Below are 12,629 nucleotides of genomic sequence, written 5' to 3' on the forward strand. Positions count from 1 at the left end.
CTGCCGCGCCCGACGGCCGCCCCCGTCACCCGCTGTCCGCGCGGGTCGCGCGCGCCGCGCTGTTCGCGGCGCTGCTCGTCGTGTGCGCCGCGCTCGCCGCGCCGCCATCGGCCGACGCGCCCGCCGCGCATCCGGTCGTCGTGATTCCCGTCAACGGCGCGATCGGCCCGGCCAGCGCCGATTTCATCGTGCGTTCGCTCGACCGCGCGGCCCGCGAGCACGCGCCACTCGCGATCCTTCAGCTCGACACGCCCGGCGGCCTCGATACGTCGATGCGGCAGATCATCAAGGCCGTCCTCCGCTCGCCGGTGCCGGTCGCCGCCTTCGTCGCGCCGGGCGGCGCGCGGGCGGCGAGCGCGGGCACCTACATCGTCTATGCGAGCCACTTCGCGGCGATGGCGCCCGGCACCAACCTCGGCGCGGCGTCGCCCGTGCAGTTCGGCATCGGCGGCGCGGCGCCGCCAGGCGCGAATCCCGCCGCGCCGCGACCGACCGGTGCATCGGGTGCGTCTGGCGTGTCGGACGCGGCTGCCGTGCTGCCGACCGATACGCAATCGACCGAGATCCGCAAGGCGATCCAGGACGCTTCCGCATACATCCGCGGCCTCGCGCAATTGCGCGGACGCAATGTCGAATGGGCCGAGCGCGCGGTGCGCGAGGCCGTGAGCCTGTCGGCGAACGAAGCGCGCGCGCAGCACGTCGTCGACGTGATCGCGCCGGACCCGGCCGACCTCGCGCGCCAGCTCGACGGCCGCACGGTGACGACGACTGCCGGCACGCTGCATCTCGCGACCGCGCACGCGCCGCTCGTCGTGCTCGCGCCCGACTGGCGCAGCCGGTTCCTCGCGATCATCGCCGATCCGAACGTCGCGCTGATCCTGCTGACGATCGGCATCTACGGCCTCTTCTTCGAATTCGCGAACCCCGGTTTCGTGCTGCCGGGCGTCGCCGGCACGATCTGCCTGCTGGTCGGACTGTTCGCGATGCAGTTGCTGCCGATCAGCTATGCGGGCCTCGGCCTCGTGCTGCTCGGGCTCGGCTGCCTCGTCGCGGAGGCGTTCCTGCCGACCTTCGGCGTGCTCGGGTTCGGCGGGATCGTCGCGTTCACGATCGGCGCGCTGATGCTGATCGACACCGACGTGCCCGGCTACGGGATTCCGTGGCCCGTGATCGCGAGCCTGGCGCTCGGCGGCGCGCTGCTCGTCGCGGGCGTGTCGAGCGTCGCGCTGCGCGCGCGGCGCCGCCCGGTCGTGACGGGCGCCGAGGCGATGCTCGGCAGCATCGGCGAAGTGCTCGACGACGGCCTGCAGCCGGACCAGCCGCATGGCGCGACCGACGCCGCGCCGTCGGCCGCCGGCTGGGCGCGCGTGCACGGCGAGCGTTGGCGCGTGGCGAGCAGCACGCCGCTGGCCGCCGGCTGCCGCGTGCGCGTCACCGGCCGCCACGGGCTGACGCTGACGGTCGCGCCGCTCTACGACGTGCCCGCCCCCGCCCATCCCCAGGGAGAACCTTCATGATCGGTTACACGTTCGGCTTCAGCAGCGTCCTGGTCGTCTTCGTCGTGGTCCTCGTCGCATCGTCGATCCGCATCTTTCGCGAGTACGAGCGCGGTGTCGTGTTCATGCTCGGCCGGTTCTGGAAAGTGAAGGGGCCGGGGCTCGTGCTGATCATCCCGATCGTCCAGCAGGTCGTGCGGATCGACCTGCGCACCGTCGTGTTCGACGTGCCGGCGCAGGACGTGATCACGCGCGACAACGTGTCGGTGAAGGTCAATGCGGTCGTGTATTTCCGCGTCGTCGATCCGGAGAAGGCCGTGATCCAGGTCGCGCGCTTCTTCGAGGCGACCAGCCAGCTCGCGCAGACGACGCTGCGCGCGGTGCTCGGCAAGCACGAACTCGACGCGCTGCTCGCCGAGCGCGAGCAATTGAACGCAGACATCCAGAAGACGCTCGATGCGCAGACCGATGCGTGGGGGATCAAGGTGTCGACGGTCGAGATCAAGCACGTCGACCTGAACGAGACGATGATCCGCGCGATCGCGCGGCAGGCCGAAGCCGAACGCGAACGGCGCGCGAAGGTGATTCATGCGGAAGGCGAGCTTCAGGCGTCGGAGAAGCTGCTGCAGGCCGCGCAGCGGCTCGCGCTGCAGCCGCAGGCGATGCAGTTGCGCTACCTGCAGACGCTGACGACGATCGCGGCGGACAAGAATTCGACGATCGTGTTTCCGTTGCCGGTCGATCTGCTGGGGGCGTTGCTGGATCGGCTGGGCCCGCCGCGCGAGCGTTGAGACGCGCATGCGCCGGCCGCACGACGCCGCGGGCCGATGCCGATGGGCGCGGGAGCCGCGGCGGCCAGCGCCCGGCGGCCCAGCGGCCCGCCCGCGTCAGGCCAGCAGCTTGCGCTCGGCCTTGCCGTACTTGATCGACTTCTCGTCCGGGATCATCAGGCCCGTGTGCTCGTCGCGGCCCTGAAGCAGGAAGCGCGCGTCCGGGTTGCCGATCTGCTCTGCCGCGAGCTTGCTGTCCGCGCCGATCTCGCCCTTCTTCATCCGGTTGACGATCACGCCGGCCGCGGTGTCCTTGAAATCGCGCAGCATCCACGCGTCGCCATCGCTGTCGCCGAACACCAGCAGCGGACCGTAGCCCTTCTTCGACGCGAGCACGTTGCGGATGCCCACCGTCTTGCCGGGCCCCCAGTTGAAATGCCAGCCGGCCGGATAGGTGCTCGTGTACTTGCCGTCCTGCATATCGAGACGCAAGCCGATCACGTTCTCGGGCGGCACGCCATAGCCATAGTTCGGATTGCCGGCGAACACGCGCACGACGTCGTCGAGCGACGCGGTGCTCACGTACACGTCGATGCCGTTCGCCCGCAGCGTGTGCATCACCGCGCGGATTTCCTCGTGAATGCGGATGCCGTGGAAATGCGTATCGGCCACCACGCCGGCCTTGCCCGGCAGCGTCTTCGGGCTTTCGTAGCGGACCTTGCGCAGCGCGTCGCCGATCCCGTAGTTGTTCGACGCTTGCGCCATCGCCTGCAGCTCGGCGGTCGTCATGTTCTGGTAGAAGTAGATGATCCACTTGTAGCCGACTTCGAGCGGATGCGTGTCGCAGATCGCGTCGTACATGAAGTACAGCTTCGCGCGGAAATCCTTGAACTGATCGGTCTCGCGAATCTCGTCGAGGCTCTTGTCGCCGCCGAGGCCCTGGTAGTTCGCATGGAGCCAGCGGTAGTCGGATTCGACGTCGGCCGCGAGGTCCTCCATCGTCACCGGCTTGCCGTCGACGGTCGTGTAGTCCTTCATGAACGCGCCCTTCGGCACGTCCTTCCACATCACGGCAACGAATTCGTCCGGCGTCAGCTTGTACTGCAGATGGTTGATCTGGTACATCAGCAACGCCTCTTCGCAGTCGTTCATGATGCACGTGTTGTCCCAGTCGAACACCGCGTACGGGCGGCGCTTTCCGTCGTAGCGGGCGCTCGCGACGCCATGCTGGTCGAGCACCGCCTGCAGGCGCGCGGCGTTGAACGGCGACCAGCGGCCGGGGTCCAGCGCGTCCGGCGCGGTGGCGCTCTTCGCGCCGGCGAGGCCGGCCTTGAGCATCAGCGGCGTCGCAGCGGTCGCCGCGGCAAGGGTGTTCATGAACTGGCGGCGTTGCATGGTCTCTCCGTTGATATGCCGAATCGGCCTCGGTCGCGGCCCCGCGCGACGCGCGACACACCGGCCTCGCGAAGCCGCAAAGGCTTCGAATCGGGGCGGATGATGTGACGAAATTATTTCGGCAATTTGACAGCGTCCCGCCGCGACACGACGGCGAGTTGATCCGGCGCGACATGCCGGACCGTGCGGAAGCCTTGCATGGGGTGCCCCGACCGGTTTCCCCGTTCGGCAAGCATGAACAAGCAACGGCCATCCGGCCCCGCTCGCCGGAAATCTAGAGCTTCCCCTCCATTTCGGCCTTTCATTAGGAGAAGCCCTCATCTCCGGGGGGCTGGCGCGCGACGTCGAACCGGCTATGATCATTACATTATTCAATGACACATTAAATGCTGACTGAATAAACCGTGCGGCGATGGACGCCGGCGGATGCATTCCGGATCAGCACCCCAGCCTTGCCCAGGACCCGCGTTGCGCCGAGACGCAAACGCGGGCCGACACATGGAGACGCATCATGGCCGACCACCATCCGCTGCCGGAAGTCCACCTCGACGAGCTGCCGCAATTCCGCGCGGTCCAGCAACTGGCGTACCGCTGCGTCGAAACCGTCGGCGCGATGCTCTACCCCGGCATCACCGAGAAGGAAGCCGCGCGCCTCCTGACCGAATGGCTGCAGGACAACGGCGTGCACGACTGGCTGCACAAGCCGTTCGCGTGGTTCGGCGACCGCACCGCGTTCGAAGGCTTCTCGGGCCTCAAGCACATGGGCGGCTTCAATCTCGCGTTCTTTCCGAGCAACCGGCAACTCGAAACCGACATGCCGGTGATCCTCGACGTCGCACCGGTGCTCGACGGCATCGTCGCCGACGTCGGCTACGCGCACTGCCTGGGCCACAACCCGATCCTCGAGCAGTTGCAGGACGACCTGATGGACCATCGCGACATGATCGTGCGGCTCGTGAAGGAGCGCCGGTCGATGGCGGAAGTCGCGCAGGAAGTCGACGCGCTGTGCCGCCGCCAGGGCGTCGAGCCGCGCCACAAGGCCTATCCGTTCAAGGTGCTCGCGCATCGCGTCGCGAAGATCCACAAGCTGTCGAAGCCGCGCTTCGTCGCGCGCTTCGGGCTGAACGCGACGCGCAACCTGCTGCTCGACCAGGGCCGCGCGGCGAAGCAGCAAGGCTGGTCGCCGCTGTGGTCGATCGACCGCCGCTCCGAGCATGCGCCCGTGCCGGGCCTGTGGGCCGTCGAGCCGCATCTCGGCTTCGCCGGCGTCGGCGCGAAATTCGAGGAACTGCTGGTGATCACCGACGACGACGCGTACTGGCTCGACGAGGACCTGCCGCACGTGCGCCGCTGGCAGCGCCGCCAGGCCGGACGCGCGCAGGCGGCGTCGACCGTGCCGGCCGCCGCCTGACGCGCCCCTTCCTCACGACTCCCTGAACGACGGACTCACGATGCAGCCTCTTTCCGACGAAGCGCCGCTGGCCCTGTTCGAATCGGTTCACAACGAAACGGCGGTCGCCTCCGGCGACCTGACGCTCGCGGTCCGGACCTGGGGCGACCCGGCCCGCTCGCCGGTCGTGCTGGTGCACGGTTATCCCGACGACAGCAGCGTCTGGCAGCACGTCGCGCCGCTGCTCGCGCGCCGCCACTACGTGATCGCGTACGACGTGCGCGGCGCGGGCCTGTCCGGCGTGCCGACGCGCACGGCCGACTACCATCTCGCGAAGCTGACCGACGATTTCGTCGCGGTGATCGATGCGCTCTGCCCCGGCCGCGCCGTGCACCTCGTCGCACACGACTGGGGCTCGATCCAGGGCTGGGAATTCGTCACCGATCCGCGCCTGGCCGGTCGCATCGCGTCGTACACGTCGTGCTCGGGGCCGTGCCTCGACCACGTCGGCTTCTGGCTGCGCGAACGCGTGCTGCGGCCGACGCCCGCGTCGCTCGCCAAGCTCGGCGGCCAGCTCATGCGCTCGTGGTACGTGTACCTGTTCCACCTGCCGTTCCTCCCCGAACTCGGCTGGCGGCTGTGGCTCGGCCGCGCGTGGCCGGGCCTGCTGCGCCGGCTCGAGAAAACGCCCGCCGCGCCGCGCCCGACGCAGGCCGACGACGGCGCGCGCGGCGTGCGCCTGTATCGCGCGAACTTCATCCGCTGCCTGTTCGCGCCGCGCGAACGCTACGCGCACGCACCGGTGCAGACGATCGTGCCGCTCGGCGACAAGTACGTGAGCCCCGCGCTGTCCGAAAACCTGTCGCGCTGGGTGCCGCAGTACTACCGCCGCGAAGTCGCGGCCGGTCACTGGCTGCCGCTCGCCGATCCCGCGCGCTTCGCGGATCTCGCCGGGCAATTGATCGACGCAGTCGAATCCGGCAACGAACCGCCCGCGCTCGCGAACGCGCGCCGCCGCGCCACCAGCGGGCGCTTCAGCGGCAAGGTCGCGGTCGTCACCGGCGCGGGCAGCGGCATCGGCCGCTGCGCGGCGCTGGCCTTCGCACGCGAAGGCGCGACGGTCGTCGCATGCGACATCGATCTCGCGAGCGCCGAGCGCACCGCGCTGCTGATCGGGCTGACCGACGCGCAGGCCCACGCGAAACGCGTCGACGTCGGGTCCGCCGACGAGATGGAAGCGCTCGCGGCCTGGGTCGGCAGCGAACTCGGCGGCGCGGACGTCGTGATCAACAACGCGGGCATCGGCATGGCCGGCGGCATCCTCGACACGAGCGCGCGGCACTGGGAGCGGATCCTGCACGTGAACCTGTGGGGCGTGATCCACGGCTCGCGGCTGTTCGCGCAGCAGATGGCCGCGCGCGGCACCGGCGGGCATATCGTCAATACCGCGTCGGCAGCCGCATTCGGCCCGTCGCGGGACCTGCCCGCCTATGCGACGACCAAGGCCGCGGTGCTGATGCTCAGCGAATGCATGCGCGCGGAACTCGCGGAGAAAGGCATCGGCGTGACGGCCGTGTACCCCGGTTTCGCGGAGACGGGAATCATGGCGTCGACGCACTATGCGGGCGCCAACGCACAGGACGAAGCGCGGCTGCGCACGCGCGCGACGAAGCTGTACCAGATGCGCGGCCTGAAACCGGAAACCGTCGCGCAGGCGATGGTCGACGGCGTGCTGCGCAACCGCCCCGTCGTCGCGGTCGGCGGCGAAGCGCACGCGCTGCGCTTCGTCGGCCGCTTCATGCCGTGGCTCGGCCGGATGATCGCCCGCGTCAGCATGGCATCGCATTGACGGCGCACGACGCCGCACAGGGAGACAACATGACCGATACCGCCGACTATCACAAGATCAAGGCCCGGCACGTGAAGTTCGACTTCAGCGACACGCCGGTCACCTGGGTGCCGAACGATCCGGGCAGCACGCACATCATCAACACGCTGAACCTGCTGTTCCCGGAAGGCGAGCTGTGGTTCTGCCGCGTGTACAACAAGGCGCTGCCGCTGATCACCGATGCACGCCTGCGCGACGAAGCCGAAGGCTTCCTGCGGCAGGAAGCCGTGCATTCGCGCTCGCACGGCGGCGTGCTGAAGCACTACTACGACCGCCACGGCATCGACACGAAGCCGTTTACGCAGAAGCTCAACCGTTTGTTCACGCGCGTGCTGGGCGAAGCCCCGTTCGGGCTGAAGATCGGCCATACGCGCTTCTGGCTGCGGCAGCAACTGGCCGTGATCGCGTCGCTCGAGCATTTCTTCGGCTATCTCGGCAACTGGGTGCTCAACGCGCACGGACTCGACGAAGGCCGCGCCGACCCGACGATGGTCGACCTGCTGCGCTGGCACGGCGCCGAGGAAGTCGAGCACCGCACCGTCGCGTTCGACATCTACCGGCATATGGGCGGCACCTATCCGGAGCGGTGCGTGCACATGGCGTTCGTGATCCTGCTGCTGCTCTACTACATCACGACCGGCGCGAAATTCATGTACCGGCGCGATCCGGACGCCGGCCGCTACCCGGGCTTCGTGCTCGCGTGGTGGCAGGGTTCGCGGCGCGGGCACCTGCCGTCGTTCTGGAAGGTGATCGGCGCGGCGCTGCGCTATTTCAAGCCGGGCTATACGCCGCATCACGAAGGCTCGACCGAGCAGGCGCTCGCGTACCTCGCCCGCTCGCCGGCCGCGCAGGCGGCCGCGCACGGCGGCAACTGGGGCACGACGAAAGGCGCGTGACCGGGTTTTCGGCCGGCCCGGCAGGCGGCGCCCGCCGAAATGCGTACAATCGCGGCTTCATTTCCCGGAGGTGCCGCGATGGCCATGAAGAAAACCGATCTCGAAAAGAACAAGGCGCTCAAACTGACGCACGCGATGAAGCAGTCGAGCTCCGCGCGTTTCGGCAAGGGCGCCGACGAAGCGGCCAAGCTGGACCGCCGCGCGCAGCGCAAGCTCGACCAGGAACAGGGCCTCGTGCCGTTCGCGTGCAAGCTCAACGCCGCGCTCGTCGAACAGCTGAAGGCACGCGCGGCCACGCACCCGGAAGGGATGACGGGCCTGCTGTCGGAACTGCTCGTGAACGGCCTCGCGCAACGCGACGCGTAATCGCCACGTTTCTCGAAATTGCCGTTGACACGGCAGCGCGGCCACGACACACTCGTTCGCATGCCTATGCTCAAGCCCGTCGCCATCGCGCATGAAAACCGAGTGAACGCCCATACGCGGCGGTCACCGGAGGCGCTTGTGCGTTAGCATCGAGATTCAGTCACGCATGTCACGAGGCCTCGCCGGAAACGGATGAGGCCTTTTGTTTGGGTGCGCGTCATCCCGCCCGGCTCAACGGATGGAGATGACGATGGACCACGCAAGCCGGCTGGTTGTCTGCCCCGATCGGTGCCGCACCGATACGATCGCATTGCCGAGCGTCGAGCTGCATTTCATGGTCGCGCCCGGCAAGACGCTGACGTGGCGCGCGCAGCACGACGCCGAGATTCGCGTACACGACGCAACGCTGTGAATCACGCGGCTCGGCAGCATCGACGATTACCGGCTGCGCACCGGCGACGTGCTGCGCGTACGGCGCGGTGACCGCATCTGGATCGGCACCGGCGACGCCCAGCCCGCCGAAGCGTCGATCGCGACCGCGTACGTGATGCGGCGCGATACGTCGCTGGGGCGGGCGATCGCACGGATGCGCGACATGCTGGGCAGACGAGGTCGAAGAACGCGCGAGTGACGCATCCTGTATCGCCCGCGCATATCCCGAAAATAGTCGTTGACAACGCCGCACGCCGACAACAAAATCGTTCGCATGCCTACGTTCAAGCTCATCGCCATCACGATGCATTGCCCGGTGAACATTCGAAAGAATGGATCACGGGAGGCGCTTGTGCGTTAGCAATCGGGCAGTACCGCATGTCACACAAGGCCTCGCCGGAAACGGATGAGGCCTTTTTGTTCTGGTGCACGTCATCCGTCCGGCTCACTGAATGGAGAAGACGATGGACCAGGCAAGCCCGCTGTTTGAACGCCGCGATCGGCGCCACGCCGGCACGATCGCATTACCGACCGTCGTGATCCGTTTCGCGGTCGCGCCACGCACGACGATGACCTGGCGCGCGCCGCAGGATGCGGAGATCCGCGCGCACGGCGCGGCGCTGTGGATCACGCGGCCGCCAAGCGTCGACGATCACTGGGTGCGGCCCGGCGAGGTGCTGCGCATCGCGCGCGGCGAGCGCATCTGGCTCGGCACCGATGCCGACCGGTCGGCCGAAGCGACGATCACGACCGCGTACGTGCGGCGCGGCGAGCGCGTCAAGCGCATGCTCGCGCAAGTGCAACGTTTGCTCGTCGGGATAGGGAGAAGGAGCGGATGAGCGACGTGCCGTGTCGCACGCGTCACGCGCGCGACACGCGGAGCGGCCGCGACCGGAAACAGACGCACCCGCGGCGCAACACGCCGCAGGTGCGCATCGAAGGACGCGGCACGCCGGTGCGTGCCGCGAGCGATCGCGCGCCGTGCGCAGCGACGGGATGCAGCAAAGGCATCAGGTGCTGGCGGCGAGACGCGGGCCCGTGCTTCGTGGAGTGGAATCGAGGTCGGGACGTTGCGCGGCCTGCGAGGTCACCCACGGATCGATGCCCTGCTTCTGCACCTCTTCGAGGAATGACACACGTGTGCGCCAGTAATCCGCCTGTAATTTCGCATCGATGACGCGCTGTTCGGCTGCGAACAGTTCCATGCGCGCCGTCACGAGCATCGACGCAGCGGTTTTTTCCGGCGTGGGGGCGTGTCGCATCGCCCAGCGGCTGATCCAGTTCAACATGCTGACCTCCGTGATTACGGACGAACCCGCATCGGGCAATCGCAACCGGCCGTGCCTGCCCAAACGCGCAACGGCCTTGACCGCCATTCATCGCCTGGCCTGCACGGACTGCGACTCCCCCGCGTCGGCAATGACCGGCCGGCGTGTGCATGCGCGGTGTATCTATCCTAGAAAGACTTGCCGGTTTACGCGATGGGGTCTTGCAATCTTTTACACAGAAACCACAGTCGCCCCCGCATCGCGAAATGACGGTTGCGCACGGGACGGCTTCGGCGCACGATAGCCCGATACCTGCAACTGCCTGGACTGACGAATGGCCGCCGCACGCCGCGGCCGCGCATCCGCATCGGCCGCGCACGCGCGTTCGCGCGCACCGCCGCCTGCACCGCGTTCGTGCAGCATGCGGGCGCTCCGTTTCAGTCGCATGTCATCGCGCACCGGCCGCGTGCGATGCCGCCGGCGTGCCGTTGCGCACGCATCGGCCCGTCTCGCCCGCCTGCCCCGCGCCGCTTCCCGTCGCTTCCCGTCGTTTCCACCGCTCCCGCCGTTTCAGCCATTTCTGCCGGCCCGCGCCGCGCGAACCGGTAAAATGCGCGCCTTCGTCGCGCGGGCGGGCTGCCAGACCGTTCGCGCGCAGGCAACCGATCGTGCCCCCAACTATATCGTCCGAGCTATCCACGCTATTACAATCCGCCGATAGCCGGACAATAGTGGCTGGTTACAGTTAGCCGGCCGCGCGCTGCCTTTACAACAATTCGGCACAACAATCAACACGACAACCCGACCGGAGAAACGCCTTCATGGAATCCATCAAGCGGTATTTCGGCTTCGCTGAAGCCGGCACCGACTTCCGCACCGAAATACTCGCGGGCGTCACCACGTTCCTGACGATGGCCTACATCATCTTCGTCAACCCCGCGATTCTCGGCGACGCCGGCATGCCGAAGGAATCCGTGTTCGTCGCGACCTGCCTCGTCGCGGCGTTGGCGTCGATCATCATGGGGCTGTACGCGAACTACCCGATCGCCTGCGCGCCCGGCATGGGCCTGAACGCGTATTTCGCGTACACGGTCGTCAAGGGGATGGGTTTCACGTGGCAGGCGGCGCTCGGCGCGGTGTTCATCTCCGGCTGCCTGTTCCTGCTCGTCACGCTGTTCCGCGTGCGCGAGGCAATCGTCAACGGCATTCCGAAATCGCTGCGGATTTCCATCACCGCCGGCATCGGCCTGTTCCTCGGCATCATCTCGCTGAAGACGTCGGGCGTGATCGTCGGCAACCCGGCCACGCTCGTCACGCTCGGCGACCTGCACAAGCACGAGACGATCCTCGCGATCGTCGGCTTCTTCACGATCGTCACGCTCGACCACCTGCGCGTGCGCGGCGCGATCCTGATCGGCATCATCGGCGTGACGATCCTGTCGTTCTTCTTCGCCGGCAACCAGTTCCACGGCGTGTTCTCCGCGCCACCGTCGATCGACGCGACGCTGTTCAAGCTCGACATCGGCGCCGCGCTGTCGACCGGCATCATCAACGTGATCCTCGTGTTCTTCCTCGTCGAGCTGTTCGACGCGACGGGCACGCTGATGGGCGTCGCGAATCGCGCGGGCCTGCTCGTCGAAGGCAAGATGAACCGCCTGAACAAGGCGCTGCTCGCCGACAGCACGGCGATCGTCGCGGGCTCGGTGCTCGGCACGTCGTCGACCACCGCGTACATCGAAAGCGCGTCGGGCGTGCAGGCCGGCGGCCGCACCGGCGTGACGGCGATCACCGTCGCGGTGCTGTTCCTCGCGTGCCTGTTCATCGCGCCGCTCGCCGGCGTCGTGCCGGCCTACGCAACGGCGCCCGCGCTGCTGTACGTGTCGTGCCTGATGCTGCGCGAGATGGTCGAGGTGCCGTGGGACGACGCGACGGAAGCCGTGCCGGCCGCGCTGACCGCGCTGCTGATGCCGTTCACGTATTCGATCGCGAACGGCGTCGCGTTCGGCTTCATCGCGTACGGCGGCCTCAAGCTGCTGACGGGCCAGGGCCGCACGGTCAAGCCGATCGTCTGGATCATCGCGGCCGTGTTCCTGTTCCGCTTCTTCTATCTCGGCAGCGAGTAAGCGAAGCGCATCGCCGCGCCGCACGATGCAACGAAAAAACGCCACCTTCGGGTGGCGTTTTCGTTTTCGCACGATTCATCCGCGATCCTGACGAATCGACGCACACGCCCCTATCGATGCTCGTTCATCCCGCCCGGCGCGCATACGAAAATGCCGCCCGGCCCCACCGAACGGCATTGCGTGAAAGGCAACGTCTTCGTGCGCCGCGCTCGGTCGCGCGCGCCGCCGGACGAGCGTCGTGTCGTCAGCGCCAGTTGGCCTCGTAGAAGCGCACGTAGCCGCTGCGCAGCGTCACGCATTGCGCGCGCGTTTCCGACAGCAGGCGCCGCGCGGCCGCCTCGATGCGCTCGCGGTGCTGGTCGAATGCGCCGACCATGTCCTCGAAGCGCGGCGACGCCGCACCGAAGTGGTCTTCCAGCGCCTCGGCGGTGATCTGACATTGGACGCGCTCGCCATTGACCAGTGCCGTGAACGCCAGCATCAGGTCACGCCCCGAATACTCCGGCTTCTCGTTCGTGAAATGGATCTGCATGGAGCCGCCTCGACCGGTAGAAAACGAATGACCGCGTCCGTCGTCCGCTACCGGCCGGACGAAATGTACGCGG

The 12,629-nt window shown here is 67.8% G+C and carries 12 protein-coding genes and 1 pseudogene; 9 read left to right on the top strand and 4 right to left on the bottom strand.

Annotated features, from left to right (window positions below; genetic code table 11):
• A partial coding sequence (locus tag MMB92_RS03365) for a nodulation protein NfeD (RefSeq protein ID WP_277562518.1) occupies window positions 1-1,517 on the top strand: 1,517 nt, incomplete at its 5' end.
• Window positions 1,514-2,287, top strand: a complete 774-nt coding sequence (locus MMB92_RS03370) for a slipin family protein (RefSeq protein WP_006483242.1) — start codon at window positions 1,514-1,516, stop codon at window positions 2,285-2,287. The genes MMB92_RS03365 and MMB92_RS03370, both read left to right, overlap by 4 nt.
• A gap of 96 nt (window positions 2,288-2,383) precedes the next feature.
• Here MMB92_RS03370 and MMB92_RS03375 read toward each other — a convergent pair whose 3' ends face one another.
• The gene (locus MMB92_RS03375) at window positions 2,384-3,661 is read right to left on the bottom strand and encodes a haloacid dehalogenase-like hydrolase (RefSeq protein ID WP_059721920.1); all 1,278 of its coding nucleotides are present in this window, start codon (window positions 3,659-3,661) and stop codon (window positions 2,384-2,386) included.
• Between the two features lie 511 nt (window positions 3,662-4,172).
• Between MMB92_RS03375 and MMB92_RS03380 the strand changes: the two genes are divergently transcribed.
• The 6 genes and pseudogenes from MMB92_RS03380 to MMB92_RS03405 all read left to right on the top strand — a co-directional run bounded on the left by MMB92_RS03380 (window position 4,173) and on the right by MMB92_RS03405 (window position 9,472).
• A complete protein-coding gene (locus MMB92_RS03380) occupies window positions 4,173-5,072 on the top strand; it encodes a M24 family metallopeptidase (RefSeq protein ID WP_006486262.1) in 900 nt (299 codons plus the stop codon).
• 40 nt (window positions 5,073-5,112) lie between these two features.
• Window positions 5,113-6,900 (top strand): SDR family oxidoreductase, encoded by a 1,788-nt coding sequence (locus MMB92_RS03385; RefSeq protein ID WP_277562519.1) that lies wholly within the window; start codon window positions 5,113-5,115, stop codon window positions 6,898-6,900.
• 29 nt (window positions 6,901-6,929) lie between these two features.
• On the top strand, window positions 6,930-7,835 hold the full coding sequence (locus MMB92_RS03390) for a metal-dependent hydrolase (RefSeq protein WP_012493501.1): 906 nt from the start codon (window positions 6,930-6,932) through the stop codon (window positions 7,833-7,835).
• Between the two features lie 78 nt (window positions 7,836-7,913).
• Window positions 7,914-8,201: a hypothetical protein gene (locus MMB92_RS03395; protein WP_006486730.1), complete on the top strand. Its 288-nt coding sequence runs from the start codon at window positions 7,914-7,916 to the stop codon at window positions 8,199-8,201.
• Window positions 8,202-8,451: 250 nt separating this feature from the next.
• A pseudogene (locus tag MMB92_RS03400) lies at window positions 8,452-8,832 on the top strand (DUF2917 domain-containing protein).
• Window positions 8,833-9,097: 265 nt separating this feature from the next.
• Complete coding sequence (locus MMB92_RS03405) at window positions 9,098-9,472, top strand: DUF2917 domain-containing protein (protein ID WP_006493550.1); 375 nt, start codon at window positions 9,098-9,100, stop codon at window positions 9,470-9,472.
• Window positions 9,473-9,643: 171 nt separating this feature from the next.
• On the opposite strand, the gene MMB92_RS03410 is transcribed toward MMB92_RS03405, so the two are convergent.
• Together MMB92_RS03410 and MMB92_RS03415 are read right to left on the bottom strand one after the other, a co-directional pair.
• Complete coding sequence (locus MMB92_RS03410; RefSeq protein WP_006480752.1) at window positions 9,644-9,922, bottom strand: hypothetical protein; 279 nt, start codon at window positions 9,920-9,922, stop codon at window positions 9,644-9,646.
• A 427-nt stretch (window positions 9,923-10,349) separates the two neighbouring features.
• Window positions 10,350-10,601: a hypothetical protein gene (locus MMB92_RS03415; protein WP_277562520.1), complete on the bottom strand. Its 252-nt coding sequence runs from the start codon at window positions 10,599-10,601 to the stop codon at window positions 10,350-10,352.
• Between the two features lie 121 nt (window positions 10,602-10,722).
• On the opposite strand from MMB92_RS03415, the gene MMB92_RS03420 reads away from it, so the two are divergent.
• Complete coding sequence (locus tag MMB92_RS03420) at window positions 10,723-12,024, top strand: NCS2 family permease (protein ID WP_006480751.1); 1,302 nt, start codon at window positions 10,723-10,725, stop codon at window positions 12,022-12,024.
• A gap of 244 nt (window positions 12,025-12,268) precedes the next feature.
• Here the strand turns inward: MMB92_RS03420 and MMB92_RS03425 are convergent, their stop codons facing one another.
• Window positions 12,269-12,556, bottom strand: coding sequence for a DUF1488 domain-containing protein (locus MMB92_RS03425; protein ID WP_006480750.1), 288 nt, complete (start codon window positions 12,554-12,556; stop codon window positions 12,269-12,271).
• Window positions 12,557-12,629 lie beyond the last annotated feature (73 nt).

It is taken from the genome of Burkholderia sp. IO2 (genome assembly GCF_029522185.1).
In the GTDB taxonomy this organism is placed as follows: Bacteria; Pseudomonadota; Gammaproteobacteria; order Burkholderiales; family Burkholderiaceae; genus Burkholderia; species Burkholderia cenocepacia.